Annotated in this window: 15 protein-coding genes; 9 read left to right on the plus strand and 6 right to left on the minus strand. The window is 62.7% G+C overall.

Translation table 11 applies throughout. From position 1 onward, the window contains the following. The first annotated feature begins 19 nt into the window (after positions 1–19). A complete protein-coding gene (locus LQD11_RS10845) occupies positions 20–1,024 on the plus strand; it encodes a Fic family protein (RefSeq protein WP_238617556.1) in 1,005 nt (334 codons plus the stop codon). A 154-nt stretch (positions 1,025–1,178) separates the two neighbouring features. Here the strand turns inward: LQD11_RS10845 and LQD11_RS10850 are convergent, their stop codons facing one another. Then, complete coding sequence (locus tag LQD11_RS10850; protein WP_238617557.1) at positions 1,179–2,366, minus strand: Fic family protein; 1,188 nt, start codon at positions 2,364–2,366, stop codon at positions 1,179–1,181. A gap of 328 nt (positions 2,367–2,694) precedes the next feature. On the opposite strand from LQD11_RS10850, the gene LQD11_RS10855 reads away from it, so the two are divergent. The 7 genes from LQD11_RS10855 to LQD11_RS10890 all read left to right on the plus strand — a co-directional run bounded on the left by LQD11_RS10855 (position 2,695) and on the right by LQD11_RS10890 (position 7,800). Continuing rightward, the gene (locus LQD11_RS10855) at positions 2,695–3,525 is read left to right on the plus strand and encodes a Fic family protein (RefSeq protein WP_238617558.1); all 831 of its coding nucleotides are present in this window, start codon (positions 2,695–2,697) and stop codon (positions 3,523–3,525) included. A 157-nt stretch (positions 3,526–3,682) separates the two neighbouring features. Then, on the plus strand, positions 3,683–4,318 hold the full coding sequence (locus LQD11_RS10860) for a type IV toxin-antitoxin system AbiEi family antitoxin domain-containing protein (protein ID WP_238617559.1): 636 nt from the start codon (positions 3,683–3,685) through the stop codon (positions 4,316–4,318). Beyond that, a complete protein-coding gene (locus tag LQD11_RS10865) occupies positions 4,315–4,623 on the plus strand; it encodes a nucleotidyl transferase AbiEii/AbiGii toxin family protein (RefSeq protein ID WP_238617560.1) in 309 nt (102 codons plus the stop codon). The genes LQD11_RS10860 and LQD11_RS10865 overlap by 4 nt, the downstream gene beginning before the upstream one ends. A gap of 181 nt (positions 4,624–4,804) precedes the next feature. Further along, the gene (locus tag LQD11_RS10870; RefSeq protein WP_238617561.1) at positions 4,805–5,218 is read left to right on the plus strand and encodes a hypothetical protein; all 414 of its coding nucleotides are present in this window, start codon (positions 4,805–4,807) and stop codon (positions 5,216–5,218) included. Positions 5,219–5,445: 227 nt separating this feature from the next. Beyond that, entirely contained in the window at positions 5,446–6,789 is a 1,344-nt protein-coding gene (locus tag LQD11_RS10875; RefSeq protein ID WP_238617562.1) for an IS481 family transposase, read from the plus strand. A 4-nt stretch (positions 6,790–6,793) separates the two neighbouring features. Then, positions 6,794–7,594, plus strand: coding sequence for an ExeA family protein (locus tag LQD11_RS15610; protein ID WP_276315696.1), 801 nt, complete (start codon positions 6,794–6,796; stop codon positions 7,592–7,594). Further along, positions 7,591–7,800: a hypothetical protein gene (locus LQD11_RS10890; RefSeq protein ID WP_238617563.1), complete on the plus strand. Its 210-nt coding sequence runs from the start codon at positions 7,591–7,593 to the stop codon at positions 7,798–7,800. Before LQD11_RS15610 ends, LQD11_RS10890 begins: the two co-directional genes overlap by 4 nt. Before the next feature lie 21 nt (positions 7,801–7,821). Here the strand turns inward: LQD11_RS10890 and LQD11_RS15705 are convergent, their stop codons facing one another. The 4 genes from LQD11_RS15705 to LQD11_RS10915 form a co-directional block, all read right to left on the minus strand. Beyond that, a complete protein-coding gene (locus LQD11_RS15705; protein ID WP_238617564.1) occupies positions 7,822–8,148 on the minus strand; it encodes a hypothetical protein in 327 nt (108 codons plus the stop codon). 72 nt (positions 8,149–8,220) lie between these two features. Continuing rightward, positions 8,221–9,267, minus strand: a complete 1,047-nt coding sequence (locus LQD11_RS10905) for an esterase/lipase family protein (RefSeq protein ID WP_238617565.1) — start codon at positions 9,265–9,267, stop codon at positions 8,221–8,223. 79 nt (positions 9,268–9,346) lie between these two features. Beyond that, positions 9,347–10,021 carry a Crp/Fnr family transcriptional regulator gene (locus tag LQD11_RS10910; RefSeq protein ID WP_238617566.1) on the minus strand — a complete coding sequence of 225 codons (675 nt, stop codon included), beginning with the start codon at positions 10,019–10,021 and terminating at the stop codon, positions 9,347–9,349. 39 nt (positions 10,022–10,060) lie between these two features. Then, entirely contained in the window at positions 10,061–10,579 is a 519-nt protein-coding gene (locus tag LQD11_RS10915; protein WP_238617567.1) for a flavin reductase family protein, read from the minus strand. 180 nt (positions 10,580–10,759) lie between these two features. Between LQD11_RS10915 and LQD11_RS10920 the strand changes: the two genes are divergently transcribed. Further along, entirely contained in the window at positions 10,760–14,323 is a 3,564-nt protein-coding gene (locus tag LQD11_RS10920; protein ID WP_238617568.1) for a bifunctional diguanylate cyclase/phosphodiesterase, read from the plus strand. A gap of 15 nt (positions 14,324–14,338) precedes the next feature. Here LQD11_RS10920 and LQD11_RS10925 read toward each other — a convergent pair whose 3' ends face one another. Then, a complete protein-coding gene (locus LQD11_RS10925; RefSeq protein ID WP_420828266.1) occupies positions 14,339–17,275 on the minus strand; it encodes a chemotaxis protein CheB in 2,937 nt (978 codons plus the stop codon). Between the last annotated feature and the right edge of the window lie 482 nt (positions 17,276–17,757).

The raw sequence follows: 17,757 nt of genomic DNA on the forward strand, positions 1-17,757 counted from the left end.
AGGCAGCCAGGGAGGCAACATGAAATATCAGCCACCCTACACCATCACCCCCGAGATCCTGAACCGGGTCGCCGCGATCAGCGAGGCCATCGGGCGGCTGACCGTGCTCACCGATCAGGCGAGAGCCTTGCGGCTGCGGCGCATCAATCGCATCCGCACCATTCGCGGTTCGCTGGCCATCGAAGGCAACACCCTGAGCGAGGCGCAGATCACCGCGATTCTGGAGGGCAAGCGGGTCATCGCCCCGCCTCGCGAGGTGCAGGAGGTGAAAAACGCCCTGGCCGCCTACGACCGGTTCGACAGCTGGAAGCCAGTGTACGAAAAGGACCTGCTGGAGGCGCACAAAATTCTGATGTCCGGCTTGATCGACGAGGTAGGGCTGTATCGGCACGGCGGTGTGGGAGTGATGGCAGGCCAGCAGGTGATTCACATGGCCCCGCCCGCCGACCGGGTTCCCCATCTGATGGGCGATCTGTTTCGCTGGCTGGCCGCCACTGATGCCCACCCGCTCATCGCCAGTTCGGTTTTTCACTACGAGTTCGAATTCATCCACCCCTTTGCCGACGGCAACGGTCGCATGGGGCGGCTGTGGCAGAGCCTGATCCTGGCCCGCTGGAATCCCCTGTTCGCCGACATCCCGGTGGAAAGCCTGATCTTCGAGCACCAGGCCGAGTACTACCAGGCTATTCAGGAAAGCACCCAAAAGACCGATTCCGCTCCGTTTATCGCCTTCATGTTGCGGATGATCCTGGATACCGTGACCAGCTCGACCCCGGAAGTAACCCGGGAAGTTACCCCGGAAGTTCGACTGCTCTCAGTTCTTGCCGGAGAGATGACCCGGCAACAACTCAAAGAGGCGCTCGGGCTGAAAGATGATGAGCATTTCCGCAAAGCCTATCTGCTCCCGGCTCTGGATGGCGGTCTGATTGAAATGACCATCCCAGACAAGCCGCGCAGCAGCAAGCAGAAATACCGCCTGACCGACAAGGGTCGTCAGGTGGTGGCCCGGCACGGCGGCGGATAACTTGCGACAGACATGGTGATTCGGCAGAGTGTCGTCGAGGATGGCGGCGACGATGTCGGGTGCCAGCGTGGTCAGGTTGACCTTCCTGGTGCCAGGCTTGGGATTGGCCGACGGCTTCAGGCAGAAGAACAGCGGACCGGACCACGCGCGGTTACTACGGGAGATCGTTCAGCTCGTAGCTGGTACTGCGCCCGCCCGCATTCGATTTTCGCAGCACGCCACGTGCGAGCAGGTCGTTGATGTCGCGCAGCGCCGTGTCCGGCGAACACTTGGCAATGGCCGCCCACTTGCTGCTGGTGAGTTTGCCCTCGAAGCCGTCGAGCAGGCGGTTGAGCAATTTCGCCTGTCGCTCGTTCAAAGGAGTGGCCGCCCAGTGCTGCCAGAAGCGTGCCTTGGTCAGCACGGCATCGAGCGTGTGTTGCGCCTGATCGACGGCGCGATGCAGGATGTCCAGGAACCAGGCCAGCCACTCGGTGACGTCCATGGACCGGTTGTCAGGCACATCCCTGTGCCTGACCCCTTCGGGGCTGGCGCGAAAATTTGCTCCCGGCAAATTTTTCTGGGTGCGCTCCAGGATATCGTAGTAGGCCTTGCGCTCCCGCTGGATCTGCGCCGACAGGCTGTAGAAGCGCTGCGGGCTGCCGTCGGCGCGCGCAAGCCACAGGTCGCCGATGGCACGGGCGATGCGGCCATTGCCATCGTCGAAGGGATGCACGGTCACGAACCACAGATGGGCAAGCCCCGCCTTGATGAGCGGTGGCTCACCCGAGTCCGCATTGACCCAGTCGAGGAAACGACCTGTCTCGGCCTCCAGTCGATCGGCGGGCGGCGCCTCGAAATGCACGCGCTGGCGGCCGATGGGACCGGAGACCACCTGCATGGGGCCACTGGCATCGTCGCGCCAGCCGCCGACCTTGATTTTGGAAAGGCCGGAGTAACCGGTGGGAAACAGCGCGGCATGCCAGCCGAACAAGCGTTCCCGTGTGACCGGTGCCTGGCAGTTGGCCGTGGCATCGAGCACCATCTCCACCACGCCTTCGACGTGATGATCGACCGGGGCCAAGGCACCGATGTCCACGCCGAGCCTGCGCGCGATGGACGAGCGCACGGATTCGACGTTGAGCTGCTCGCCTTCGATCTCGCTGGTCTTGACCACGTCTTCGGTGAGCGCGGCCAGACCGGCCTGATCGCGCAACGCCATGCCCACGTCGGCCAGACGCCCCATCAAGAGCCCTTGAGCGCGACTCACATCCGCCATGGGGCCGGCCAGGACCGCCAAGTCGAAGCGCCAGTCCGGCCAGTCACTCGCCTGCCAGATGTACTTGTAATCTCCGCTATTCATGCGGAGATTATGGACTGCATTCTCCGCATGCGCAAGTTATTCACCGCAGACAGTGCGGCGATAGAGGCGCCATTCGCCGCGTGACAACATGATGAGATGCGCTAAGCATCACAAGAATGGATGTGAGTGGTTGTGTTTCTGGGTGCGCCGGTGTGCCCTTGGAACTTCGCCTTTAGTTAATCGCGCCACCAAGATTGGCGCGATTCCGGCTTTTGCGCCACAATTGCGCCATTGAACTCATGAATCGCGCCACCGCCTGCTGATCGATCTGTCCTGGGCGTCCAGCCACCTCGAAGGCAATACCTACACCCGGCTCGACACCCGGGAGTTGATCGAGCACGGCCGGATTGCGCAGGGCAAGGCCGCCATCGAAACGCAGATGATTCTGAATCACAAGGCGGCCATCGAGTTCCTGGTCGAGAACGCCGACACGGCCGGATTCAACCGTTTCACGCTGCTCAACCTGCACAGCGCCCTGTCGGAAAACCTCCTGCCCAACCCCGCCGACGAGGGGCGACTGCGGCAGCATGGCGTAGAGATCGGCAAGAGCGTCTATCGTCCCCTGGCCGTGCCGGCTCAAATCGAGGAGATGCTGGACCTCCTTCTGGACAAGGCGAACCGCGTCGAGGACCCCTTCGAGCAATCCTTTTTCGTGATGGTGCATGTGCCTTATCTGCAGCCCTTCGCTGACGTCAACAAACGCACCTCGCGGCTTGCGGCGAACCTGCCACTGATCCGCGCCAATCTGTGTCCGCTGACCTTTCTCGACGTGCCCGAGCAGGCGTACAGTCGGGCCGTCCTCGGGGTCTACGAGCTGACCAGGATCGAGCTCTTGCGCGACCTGTATGTCTGGGCCTACGAGCGCTCGACGCAGGAGTACCTTGCCATCAAGCAGGATCTTGCCGAGCCCGACCCGCTGCGCCTGGCCTGGCGCGAGGTGATCAAACAGTCAGTGCGCGAAGTCGTGCGGCAACCCGGGCGGGCGCCGCTGGACGTCATCAAGGAATGCCTGTCCGGGCATGAGCTCGGCGTCGACAGGGACAACATCGAGGCGCTGGTGATCGAGGAGCTCCGACGGCTGCATGAGGGTGTGCTGGCGCGCTACGGACTGCGCCCCTCAGAGTTCAGCGAATGGCAGTCACGCCAGTGGCCGGCGTGAGCCCATTACTCCGACCCTGAAACTGGCCCGAAGTCCGCAAAGGCCACAACGCGGCACCACACAGATAAATGGGTTACGCGCGTACGAATCAAGCGGTTTGATCCTGCAGCATCGGCAGGCAAAGGAAACCATGCCCGTTGTGTTTTGTCGGTAATTATTGACAACTACCGACGTTCCGCAACATTATGACGGCATGGACAGTTCGCACCAGAGCATTCTGGAACTTGCCGCCCGGCGCGGCCTTATTCGCCCACGCGATCTCAATGAGCGCGGGCTGCCCACTGTTGCCCTCACGCGGCTGGTGCGGCAAGGGCTGCTCCAGCGCGTGGGACGGGGTCTGTACGCGATTCCGGACCGGCCCGTCTCGGAGCACGGCGCGCTGGCCGAGGTGGCACGCAAACACCCGCAGGCCATCGTCTGCCTGCTCTCGGCACTGCGTGTGCACGAACTCACTACACAGTCACCGTTCGAGGTCTGGCTGGCGATCCCGAACAAGGCGCGCGCGCCCAAGATGGATTATCCCCCGCTGCGCATCGTGCGCTTCTCCGGCGCAGCGCTGACGGAGGGGATTGAGGAACACTCCGTCGATGGTGTGCCGGTGCGCGTGACCAGCGTCGCCCGGACGGTGGCGGACTGCTTCAAATTTCGCAACAAGATCGGCCTCGATGTCGCGCTGGAGGCGCTGCAGGAAGCCTGGCGCGACAAGCGTGTCAGCATGGATGAGCTGTGGCGCTTTGCTGAGCTGTGCCGAGTGGCCAATGTGATGCGCCCCTACATGGAAAGCCTGTCATGAACCAACGCAACATCGCAGCCTCGGTGCGCGCCCGACTGCTCAATCGTGCCCGCGAGACCCGGCAGGACTTCAATCTGGTCCTGACTCGCTACGCCCTTGAACGCCTGCTCTATCGGCTCAGCGTCTCGCCTCACGCCGACCAGTTCCTGCTGAAAGGCGCGCTGCTGTTCGACTTGTGGTTCGACATCCCGCACCGCCCGACGCGCGACGCGCGCTGGCGGCCGATGGGGCCGGACACCACCTGTTGTTTCCCACCCCTAATCGCTGATCACCGCCCGATTCGGAGCGAATTATTCCCCCGGTGAGGGAGTCGGTGCGGTGGCGGAGTGCGGAAGGGGTCTGTGGGGAGATGTCCGGATTGATTCACCGGGACTGGTAGACCGGGGCGTGCCCGGGCATGATTTGAGGCCAACCCATAAAAGTGGCCCGCCACGGTAGCCGCCGTGCGGGCCGGTGGCCGGTGTGCTATTGCGGTTGAGAACGCCTTTGACCGGCGAACAATACGTTACCGAGCAAGGCTGGTTGAAGGCAAGCCTGACGTGTTGTCCGCTGCATCCCGCCGGAGGCTGTGGCTTTGCCCGCCACGGCAGCTATCCGCGCAAGCGGCCCTGGGGGGCACGGATCGCCCGCTGGTACTGCCCGTTGGGGCGCCGCACGTTTTCCCTGATACCCGATTGTCTGGCGGCCCGCTGGCCGGGGACGCTGCAGGGGGTAGAGGTGGCGGTGATGACCGCGGAGACGGCGCCCAGTCTGGTGGCGGCCGCCAGGGTTCTGCGTCCCGAGATCGAGGAGGCGGGGGCGGTGCGTTGGGTACGCCGCCGCAAGAATGGGGTCAGCGATGGCTTGCACCGCCTCAGGGGACTGCTGCCCGAGCTCCTCGCTGACTGCGCCCTCACGTGACCGCCTGCCAGATCGCATTGGGCCTGACGCCCTTGCTGCCCGCCCTGCGTGAGATTGCCGCGCCCTGGCTTGATCAGTTGCCGCCGCCACTCGGTTTTGCCCACCGCCGCGGTGGCGGTGGGTCCAGTCCATCACTGGACCCACACACGATGGGCCCTGACCCGCCCGGCAGCGGGGCGTAGCGTCGTGGAGCGACCGTTTGGGTCGTTTGCCCCGGAAACGCTGCCATGCCCGATACCTCCCATGACCTGCGCCACGAGATCGCCCTGTTCCGTTTCGGGCTGATTGCCGACCTGGTGCGCCGGCCACCCGGCGCGCCCGGCCTCTACACCCAGCTCCATGCCATTGCCGCCCGCTCCCATCCGATCCCTGGCAGCCACCGCACCCATGTGGCCGCCGAGACCCTGCGGGACTGGATCAAGAAGTATCGCCAGGGGGGCTTTGACGCCCTGCTGCCCAGGTCACGTCAGGATCGCGGCCAGCCCCGGCGTCTACCCGCGGCCGTGACGGAGGCCCTGATCGCCTTGAAGGAGGCGCATCCCTGCTGGTCCGTGCGTCAGGTGATCCAGCACCTGCGCGACAGTGGCGGCGTGGACGCGGATCTGCCGCTGCCGCCTTCCACCATCCACCGCCTGTTCACCCGTCATGGACTGATGCAGCGCCAGACCGAGGCCGTTCATGACCAGGATCGCCGCCGCTTCGCCTTTGCCCGGGCCGGTCAACTGTGGTCCAGTGATGTCATGCACGGCCCCAGTGTCACCGTCGAAGGGCGCGTGCGCCGCAAGACCTATCTGATCGCCTTCATGGACGACGCCACCCGGGTGATCCCCCATGCCGCCTTCACCCTGGCGGAGAACACCCGCGCCTTCCTGCCCGTATTACGCCAGGCGCTGAGCCGGCGTGGGGTTCCCGAGCGACTTTACGTCGATAACGGCGCGAACTACCGCTCCCACCACCTGGCTCTGGTGTGCGCCAAACTGGGCATCGCCCTGATCCACGCGCGCCCCTATCGCCCCCAAGGCAAAGGCAAGATCGAACGCTTCTTCCGTACCGTGCGGGCCCAGCTGATGAACACCCTCACCCCGGAGGATACTGCCAGCCTGGAGGCCCTCAACCGGCGCCTGTGGGCCTGGGTTGAGGGGGAGTATCACCACAACCCCCATCGCGGTCTGGACGGGATGACGCCCCTGGAGCGCTGGGCTCAAGACGGTGACCAGGTGCGCTATCTGGACCCGAGTCTGGACCTGGAGGATCTGTGCCTGTTCGAGGCCGCGCGCAAGGTCCACAAGGACCGTACCGTCAGCCTCGACGGCGTGATCTACGAGGTGGATGCCGCCCTCATCGGCGAGCGCGTCACCCTGCGCTACGACCCCGGGACCACCCGGCGCACCGTGCAGATCGTCCATCAAGGCCGGTACGTGGAAACCGCCAGGCCCGTGGATCTGTATGCCAACTGCTTCGTCAAGCGCAACACGCCCTCGCGCGAGGCCCGCAGTGAAGATCAGGCCCCGCCACCCAGCCCCTCGGGGATGCAGTGGCGGGACTTCGATATCGAGTCGGCGGAGGACTGAGGCCATGTACCGCAAGCACTTCGGCCTGACCGACTACCCCTTCGAACCCAACGTGGCCAGTGAAAACCTGTTCGAGTCCCAGACCCTGCGCGAGGCTCAGGCCCGGCTCAGGCACCTGCTGCGTCTGCGCGGCATCGGCCTGCTCACCGGCGAGGCCGGCAGCGGTAAGACCACCACCTGCCGCCGTATCACCAGCGCCCTGCACCCGGGGCTCTACCGCACCTTCTACATCCCCCTCACCACCGGCAACGTCATGGACATGTACAAGTCCATCGCCTGGGAACTGGGCCTGCCCACTGAGCGCAACCGCGCCAGCGCCTTCCGCCAGATCCGCGCCGAGATCTCCCGGCTCACCCTGGAGAGCAAGCAGCTGCCGGTCCTGATCATCGACGAGGCCCATCACCTGCGCAACGACATCCTGGAGGATCTGCGCCTGCTCACCAACTACGCCATGGACTCCGATCCCCGACTGTGCCTGCTGTTCGTCGGCCTCACCGAGCTGCGCCGGCGCCTGGGCATGGCGGTGCATGAGTCCCTCGCCCAGCGACTCGTCGTGCGCCACCACCTGGGGGGACTCAGCCGCGAGGAACTGCCCGACTACCTGGCCCACCGTCTGCGCCTGGTTGGCTGCGAACTGCCCCTGTTCGAACCCGAGGCCATCGAAGCCCTCTACCAGGCCACCCACGGCATGCCTCGACCCGTCGGCCGCCTGGCCCATTACGCCCTGACCTGTGCCGCCCAGGATCAGGTCCACCGGGTCAGCCTCGACCACCTGCAGACCGCCCTGGAGGAGTTACGCCCATGACCCACCATCACACCCTCACCATCCCCCTGCCGGATCACTGGACCCCGGAACAGGCCTTGGCCGTGTGGGAACTGCTGGAAATCCTCACCGAGCACATCGGCCATCGCTACGCCATCGCCCTGCATGAGGCCATAGCCGCCGAGCGTAAGCCCACCATCGACACCCGCCAGACCTCCCTGTTCGACGACGAGCAGGATCCCTTCTGAATCTTTGCCCCCGGGCGCGAGTCACCAAAGGCTCGCGCCCCCGGCTTCCCGCATCCGTTCACCTTCCAGGAATCCGCCACCCGAGGGCATAATCCGGGAAAACCCTCGGCCTGTAGCCAGAATCCGTGTGGGAAAAAGAGGGTGGAATAATCTGGGAAACAACACCACCTGCACTGGGCCACTGGTATCGTCGCGCCAGCCGCCGACCTTGATTTTGGAAAGGCCGGAGTAGCCGGTGGGAAACAGCGCGGCATGCCAGCCGGACAGGCGTTCCCGTGTGACCGGTGCCTGGCAGTTGGCTGTGGCATCGAGCACCATCTCCACCACGCCTTCGACGTGCCGATCCACCGGGCCAAGGCACCGATGTCCACGCCGAGCCTGCGCGCGATGGACGAGCGCACGGATTCGACGTTGAGCTGCTCACCTTCGATCTCGCTCGCAACCGCCGCCCCACTCCCGCAACTGCTCGACTATCAGCGGAATCGCCGGTGGTTCCTGATCGGTAAAGGGCATGCGCACCAGCAGACCCCGATGGGATGCGGGCACGATCACCGGTGCCGGGGCACCCTCGAAGGGCAGCGAGACCACCGGCACGGCGCCGTCTCCCAGGGACTCCCCGGTGGAGGACCACCAATCCTCGACCCGGACCGGCAGGTCCTCGATACCCAGTTCCTCGGACAGGGCATCCAGACTGGCGCGCATCGCCGGGGTGGGTTCGGTCAGCTGGCCACCGATCACGCGCGCCGGGACTTCGGGGGGCCAGGGCCTGCGGTTGAGATCCCGCAGAAATTCACTGTCGGGTCGCAGGTCGATCTTGGCCGCGCCGGTGCCGTCACGCAGACCGGCCCAGAGGGAAAAGCGGCCTTCGGGGATATCCGCCAGCCATTCGCGCACTTCAAGCCAGACCCGCAGTCTGGCCCAGTCGGAGCCCTGGTTGGGTGTCCCCACCAGGATGGCGCCGCCCACGGGAGGACCCTGAATCTCCGCATCGGCCGCCGCCGGGTGTCGCCGACGGGTCACGAAATCCCGGATGATCAGCCCCCCCATGCTATGCCCGATCAGGATGACCGATCGCTCGTTGTCCAGCGTTTCCCAGTAATCGGCCAGCAGATCCGCACTATGATCAATGGCCTGATCGTTGGGATAACGGAATTCCCATACCGTCAGGCAGGCCGCCTCCAGCTCGGGCACCAGGTCATCCCAGATTCCACCCGGCTCGTCCAGACCGTGAATCAGGACGACGTCCGGAACATTCGCCGCCCCACCGTTGCCGCGGGGGATGAACCCGATCAGTTCCGGCGGCAGGGACATGGCCTCCGGAAACCAGGTTTCCAGCCGTTCCTGGACCGTGATACGGAACTCCCGTTCCAGATCGGGATTACGTTCCGTCCAGAACACCCATCCGGTGAACGGTGTGAAGACGACCAGCAGCAACAGCAGCAGGATGAACAGCGTTAATCGGCGCATTATCTCCGGCTCCCAAACACTCCTCGGACAGCACCATGTTCGGCGTGAAGGTGCCGTGATGCAAGGGGCCGACCCGAACTCAGACCTCCTGGCCCAACAGACGGCGCAACCCTGCCCGATCCTTGAGCAGCAGTGTCTCACCGGATACCTCCACCAGTGCCTGGGTCCTCAGCCGGGCCAGAATCCGTGACAGGGTTTCGGGTTTCATGGACAGACGCGAGGCGATGATCTGCTTGGGGAGATCCAGTCGCACCTCCCCGGCGTCATCCCGTGGCTGCGACAGCAGGTACGCCACCAGGCGGTAGGTGGCGTTGTGAAGCGTGAGTTCATCGATGTGGCTGAGCAGACCGTGGACCCGACGGCTCAGACTGCCGAGCATCTTCAGGGCCAGATCGGGGGCCTCGGCGAGCAGGGACAGGAAGGTGTCATGATCGAAGATCACAAGTTCCGTGTCCGCCAGGGCCGTGGCATTCACCGGATAACGCCGCTGCTCCATGAACATCACCGCTTCGGCAAACAGCTGACCGGTCTGTATCACCTCCACGACCTTCTCATCCCCGTCGCGGGACAACAGGAACAGCTTGATGGCACCTTGACGCACCAGAAAGAAGTGGCGGGCAGCATCACCCTGTGAGAACAGGGGCTCGCCGGCCAGACAGCGCTTCTCCCGGGCGGCACCGCGGATACGCTCCAGCTGCGCCGTCGTCAACGGCTCGAACAGTGCCAGACGTTGCAGTTCAGCCTCTTGAATCATGGAACTCACCCCCCCGGGAGTGACTCACCGAATCCATGTTCAAACCTTCAATGTCTGATAGGCGCCGCGAAAATACAGCAGCGGCGGTGCCTCCCTGGGCGTCGACAGCGCCAGCACCTCACCGATGAAAATGACATGGTCGCCGCCTTCATGGGTCGCCACGGTACGGCATTCAAAGCTGGCCAGCATCTCCGGCAGGATCGGCGCCCCCGTGGACCAGACGGCATGCTCGATGCCCGCCCAGCGATCAGGATCACTGGAGGCAAATCGGGCGGATACTTCCATCTGATCATGGGCCAGCACATTGACGGCAAAAGCGCCACTGCCGAGGAATGCAGGCAGGCACTGGGCCTCCCGGCGCAGGCTGAAGAGTACCAGCGGGGGGTCCAGGGATAACGAGCTGAAGGAGTTCGCGGTAAAGCCCTGGGGCTGTCCAGTGCCGGGATCACGACAGGTGATCACGGTAATGCCGGTGGCAAAACGCCCCAGGGCATCACGAAAGAAGCGGTCATCAGTGACCGGCCTCGGCTCGGGAAAGATCATGCCGGAAGGCTTCATCAGTTTGGGCCTACGCAGGGAGTGTGCCATAAGGTTATACCAGAGCACCCGGAAGACGCGCTCCAGCAGAGGCGGACCAGGCATCTGGACTGATTATGAAGGAAAGCCGGTCAGCGGTGAGTTATGATGCCACGGTCCATCCTGTGATGCAGCTCACAACCCTGATAGCCCAGCCAGCCGATGTCCAAAGACGAACGCACTTCGGAACACGCCAGACACATCCGAGAACAGGCCCAGGAGGCGCTGCGCCGGGGTGAGTTCGATCTGGCGCAACAGATGCTGGAAAAAGGGGAAACCAACCTCGCCGAGATCACCCAGAAACTGCGGATCTATCAGGCGGAACTAGAGATCCAGAATACCGAACTCAGGGAGGCACAGCTCACCACCCAACGGGCACTGGAACGCTATACCGCCTTCTTTGCAGGCATTCCCATCGCCGCGATCGTGGTGGATCGTCATGGCCTGATCCTGGACTCCAACGACCAGGCACACCGACTGTTGGGTTTACAAACCAGTCAACTGCGTCGCTATTTCCTGCGTCGGCTGATCCCCAGGGAGGAAGAAAGCCGTCTCCATCAGGCCCTGCTTAAGACTGAAGAAAAGGGCCAGCATATCGTCGAACATATCAGCTTCATCCGGCCCGAGGGGGATGCCTTCATGGCCGAACTCCACCTTGCCCGACTCCCCGGCCGGGACGGCAACGCCCATGAGTTCGTCTGCGCCGTGGTGGACCTGACGGAACATATCCGCCACGAGATGGAAATCTCCCTGGCGCATGATGAACTGAGGGAAAGTGAAGCCCGCTACAAGGTTCTGGCCGACTACTCTCCGGTGTGGGATTACTGGCTGGGAGCGGACGGCCAGTACCGATATGTGTCTCCGGGGTGTCTTGAGATCAGCGGCCATCCGCCCGAAGCCTTCATGGACAACCCCCGCATGATGGATCAGATCCTGCTCCCCGCCGATCTCTCCCGCTGGATTGCCCATCAGGAAATGATCAAGCACGCCAAGGCACAAGAACCCGCCTGCAGCATGGAATTACGCATCCGTCATGCCAGCGGCGACATCCGCTGGATCGAGCACGAATGTCAGCCCGTCATCAGCAAGGAGGGTCAATACCAGGGTCGAAGAGGCGTCAACCGGGACATTACCGAGCGCAAGCGGGCAGAAATGCAGGTGGCCCAGATCAGCATGCTCTACGCCACCCTGAGCGCGGTCAATCAGGCCATCGTGCGCATCGAGGATGAACAGTTGCTGCTGGACAACCTGACCCGTATCGCCGTGGACTACGGCCGCTTCAACGCCTGTGTCATCAGCCTGTGCCCGGAACCCGGGGCGGACCCGGTAACCAAGTCGTTCAACGGCTTGACACCGCAACAATGCCGCTCCATGCCGCTGATGGAGGCCTGGCGCGCCATCAACCACCAACCGTACGTCTATGCCCACCGTGACGACCCGGATGCCCCGCTCCTGTGGCAGGCCTGGGCAAGGCGCAACGGCATCCACACCTTCGGACATTACCCGCTCATGCGGGAATACCGCCTGGTGGGCATGGCCAGCTTCATGTCGGATACGGCGGAGAGCTTCACCCCGCAGATCGACCGCCTGGTACAGGACATCACGGAGGATTTTTCCTATGCCCTCCAGCACCTGGCACTGGAACAGAAGCGACGGGCCACCGAAACCGCCTTGCAGGAAAGCGAATCCCGCTATCGCAGCCTGTTCGAAAACAGTCACTCGGTGATGCTGCTGATCGACCCTGAAGACGGCAGTATCGTGGATGCCAACCCCGGTGCCTGCCAGTTCTACGGCTGGGAACGGGCCGTACTGGCACAACGACATTTTTCGGATCTCACGATACACCCTCCCGCGGAAACAAGAATTCAGCTGGATCACCTGTCTCGTGAACGACAGGAACATATCAGGGACACCCACCGGCTGGCCAATGGGGAACTGCGACAGGTCGAGATCTATACCGGGATGATTCAGATCAAGGGCAAGGACCTGCTCCATGCCGTCGTGCATGACATTACCGATAGAATCCGTACCGAGGAACGCCTGCGCCTGGCGGATCGGGTATTTCAAGCGGCGGCGGAAGGCATCATGGTCACGGATGTGCAACGGCGCATCGTGGCGGTCAACCCCGCCTTTACCGAAATCACCGGTTATTCGGAGCAGGAAGCTCTCGGCCAGACACCGAAATTGCTCAGATCGGGCCGACACGACGAAAGCTTCTACGAAGCCCTCATGCAGCAATTGCATGACTCCGGCAACTGGCGCGGCGAAATCTGGAACAAGCGCAAGGACGGCACCCTCTACCCCGAATGGCTGACCATCAGCGTGGTCAGGGATGACCAGGGAGAGATCTCCCACTATGTCGGTGTATTCAGCGATATCGGTCAGGTCAAGGAGGCCCAGAGACAACTGGAGCTGATGGCCCATTTCGACCCTCTCACCGGCCTGGCCAATCGGGCCCTGTTCAAGGATCGCCTCAACCACAGCCTGCGCAGGGCAAAACGGCAGGGCAATACCCTGGCCTTGCTGTTCATCGATCTGGATCGGTTCAAGACCATCAATGACACCCTGGGACACAACCAGGGGGATCTTCTGCTGCAGACCGTCGCCAAGCGCATGGCAGACAACGTTCGGGCCTCGGACACACTGGCGCGCCTGGGCGGCGATGAATTCGTGTTGCTGCTGGAAAACGATGCCACCATGAGCAACATCCAGACCCTGTGCCAAAAAATACTCACCGTGCTGTCGGTCCCGGTCAGGCTGGATGAGCATGAGGTGGTGGTCACCGCCAGTATCGGCGTTGCGATCTATCCGGAAGACGGGCGGGATGCGGACACCCTGCTCAAGCACGCCGACCTGGCCATGTATCAGGCCAAGAGCGATGGACGCAACGACTATCACTTCTTTGCCCCCAATCTCTCGGCCGGTGTACTGGAAAAGCTGAAACTGGAAGCCGCCCTGAGAGGGGCCTGCTCCCACAACGAGTTGATCCTGCATTATCAGCCGCAGATCGATCTGAATACTCGGCATCTTCAAGGAGTCGAGGCCTTGGTACGGTGGCTTCATCCCGGCCTGGGCATGACCTCTCCCGCGGACTTCATCCCGCTGGCGGAAGATATCGGCATCATCGGAGAAATCGGCAACTGGGTCCTCAGGGAGGCCTGCCGGCAAATGCATCAATGGCGCCGGGATGGCCTGCATATCCCGCAGGTGGCCGTCAACCTCTCGGTGCAGCAACTGGAGCGGGAAAACCTGGTGATCCAGGTGCGCGAGGCCTTGAGAGACTTTGACCTCCCCGCCCAGTGCCTGGAACTGGAAGTCACGGAATCCCTGATCATGCGCGCCCCCGAAAAGACCTTGAGCGCATTGCAGGAACTCAAGTCGCTCGGGGTGAAGCTGGCGGTCGATGACTTCGGCATCGGTTATTCATGCCTTTCCTATCTCAAGCGTCTGCCCCTGGACCGGATCAAGATCGACCAGTCCTTTGTTCGTGACGTGGGACGGGATACCAATGACGAAACCATCGTCCGGGCCATCATCGGCCTGGGCAAGAGCCTGGGGCTGGAAACCGTGGCGGAAGGCATCGAAGAGGCACGTCAGGTCAGCTTCCTGCTCAGGGAGGGGTGCCTGTCGGGGCAGGGCTACCTGTTCGGCATGCCTCTGCCCGCCGAGGATTTGATCACACAATGGCGGGAGCAGATCCCGGGTCAGGGCAACCGGCTACACTGACCGCGCCCTCTCCGGCTACGACGCCTGCGTTTCGGCGGGCGCCTGCGCCTGGCCGAGGATCCAGTCGGTAATCTCCAAGTGACTGACAATGGCCCCGCCATCCGGATGATGCAACTTGCCGGCATGCATCAGGAACCAGCGCCGCGTGTCCGCCGAGTGGCAAGGGTACTCAAAGCTGAAGCCGTCCAGATCCCCCTTGAGTACCCTCTGCAAACCCTGCAATGCCTTGAGTGCATAGGGTGCATCGGGATTGTCCGTATCTTCCATCTTGCAGGCATCCAGATAGTTGACGCCTACCCCCGAGCCATTGAGCGTCCGGTCGCCGTTCCTTTCCGCAAAGGTGTGCCAGGCCTTGTTCACCATCAGGATGACGCCGTCGTTGTCGATCACGGCCACGTGGTGATCAAGGGAGTCCAGTACCGCCTGCAAAAGGGCCACATCCCGGATGGAGGTGATATCCACCAGGGTGATCACCGCGCCCCGGGTGGAAGCCCCCTGCAGGGTATAGGGCAGGATGCGTAGCAGATAGTGGCGTCCGGACTCCGAACTGACCTCATGCTCCTGCATCCGGCCTTCACGCAGGCTGTGACGCAGATCATGCATGAGATCCGGGTAATCCAGGGAATGGGTGAAATCATCGATGGGACGCCCCACATCCCCATCCCGGATCTTGAAGATCTGCGTGGCCTCCGGCGTGAACCGGGTGATGCGCATCGACTCATCCAAAAACAGGGTGGCGATGGATGCCGCCTTGGCCATGCCGTCCAGGTCGGCATTGAGCCGGTTTAGGATCTGGATCTTTTCCTGGTTTTCCGCGTTGACCGTATAGAGCTCCTCGTTGACGGACTGCAACTCCTCGTTGGAGCTTTGCAACTCCTCGTTGGCGGCCATCATTTCTTCGTTGGTGGCCTGGAGCTCCTCATTGGATGCCTCCAGTTCCTCGATGGTGGCCTGGAGGCTTTCCCGGGTCGCCGCCAGCTCCTGTTCCAATGACTGGAGGCGCTCCATCGCCTCCGCATTCACATCCAGTGGCGGGGCGCCATCCGACAGGTTGGTATTGCCGGTATCCAGGGGCTCAAAGGACAACAGCATGAACACAGCACTGCGATCATCGCCCACCAGCGGCAGGGCTGAGATGCACAATCGCTGCGATGACCCGTCAGGTAGCCTGAAGGTACTGGCCTCGGAGCGGACCGGCTCACGACTCTTGGCAGCGCGCCGCAACAACGCCTGCGCCACCGGCACGATACCGCTTGGCAACAACTTGGATATCTCCAACGAAATACTGCCGGAGGGAAAGTGCAGATAGCGCTGAGCCAAACCGAAGATATGGACCAACTCCATGGTCTCGGACAGCAGGATGCTGGGCGGTGCATGATCGCGCAGCAGCTGCTGCTGGGCTGCATCAATGGCAGAGGCATCCAGACTACGCCCCGGCTGCGCACCCAGGCGCCGCCCTCGAGTCGACGCAGGACTGCGTGACCCCAGGAGCGCGGAACTGGAGTGCGAATCCAACGGCAAGCTGGTACTGCGCAGCATCTGAAACAGCTTGTGCTTGCTGCTCACCGGGGTGAAGTCCGAACTCAGTCCGGCCAGGGACTCGCTGCTGCCCAAAAAGAGATAGCCGCCCGGCGCCAGGGCATACTGGAGCCGACGCAGGGCCCGTTCCTGGGCACCGGGCACGAAATAGATCAGGACATTGCGGCAGGTCACCATGTCCATGCGCGTGAACGGCGGGTCTTCCAGCAGGTTGTGACGCGCAAAGACCAGGGTCTGGCGCAGGTCCGGCTTGACCACGAAATGGCTGCCCCGCTTGATGAAGAAGCGCTCCAGCCGCTCGGGCGATACCTCGGCCATGATGGCCTCGGAAAAGGTGCCGGCGCTGGCGGCATCCACATTCTTCTGCTCCACGTCCGTGGCAAAAATCTTGATGTCCGGCCAGCGCCTTGCGCGATCAAAAGCCTCGGCAAACAGGATGGCAATGGAATAGGCCTCTTCCCCGGTGGACATGCCCGCCACCCAGACCCGGATGGGATGGGATCCGGAAGCCTGCTGGACAATCTGCTCCACCGCCTTGGAAGCCAGGGTGTCGAAGGCTTCCAGATCGCGAAAGAAATTCGTTACCGGAATGAGGATCTCACGGCGCAGCACCGACACCTCGCCGGCATCATTCTCCAGCAGTTCCAGGTAATGCTCGAAATCCGGCACATGACGCACCTGCATGCGGCGTTCGATGCGTCTGAGTACCGTGGCCGGCTTGTAGTCACGGAAGTTCACCCCGCCGTGGTTGTGCAGCAAGTGAAAGATGCCCTCCAGGGCCGAGCCGATATCCAGGTCCGAGGCGGTCCTTGGCGGCGGCCCCACCCGGGTTTCCGGTTTTTGCAGAATATGGTCCTTGATCCGTCGCCCCAGGGTCTCCGCCGGCAGAATCTCATCCACCAGGCCGGTGGCGATGACACTGCGGGGCATGCCGTCGAACTTGGCACTCTCCGGATCCTGGGCCAGCAGCAGACCACCGGCGTCATTGATGGCCACCGATCCCCGAGTGCCATCCGACCCCGTACCGGACAGGATCACACCGATGCAGCGATCCCGAAACTCCCGCGCCAGGGAAGAGAAGAACAGGTCAATGGGCAGGGAGAGCGCCTTGGGGTTCTTCGGACTCAGCCGTAGCTGGCCCTCGGAAATGGTCATCAGGTTGCCCGGTGGGATCAGGTAGATGGTTTCCGCCTCGATCTCCATGGCGTCGCGCACGGTCACCACCGGCATACTGGTATGGCGTGCCAGCAAGTTGGCCATCAGGCTCTTGTGGTCGGGAGACAGATGCTGGACCACCACGAAAGCGGCCCCCGAGCCTGAAGGCATGGCATCAAAGAGCTGTTCCAAGGCCTCCAGTCCACCGGCCGACGCACCGATACCCACCACATGACCGCAGAAATCGCTACGGATCATTTCCTGATCCTCGGCCTCCACGGGCATTTCAGGTTCTTCATCCCGGGGCGTCCGCCCACCCGCCTTCACCTCGCCATCGTCAATGGCCTCCACCATGCCCACATCGTCGATATCATCGTCCGTCCTGGTCGTGGTATCCGGGGCTGAGTCAGACAAGGGAGCTTTTTTCGGGGTCATAGGGTTCCTTTGCAGGATCTGAAGTACTCATCAAGGATTGTAGTGCATGGCGACACCGATTCAGAACCGACTGATGGGCGGGGGGATAGGCATGATGCGCCAGCCGGCAAGACGACCAAAAAAAACCCGGCAAGGTCGTGATACACGAAAACCTTGCCGGGTGATGGGACTGTCTGATTGATTGGCGGAGAGGGAGTCTGCCATTTTCGTGATGCAGACCGTAACCTCCCGTGCCTTAAACCCTTGTAGCGCGGGCATTTCCCGGCTTTCCGTTGCGTCACCACGTCTCACAGTGTAACGTCCAA

This window comes from Ectothiorhodospira shaposhnikovii (assembly GCF_022227765.1).
Lineage (GTDB): Bacteria > Pseudomonadota > Gammaproteobacteria > Ectothiorhodospirales > Ectothiorhodospiraceae > Ectothiorhodospira.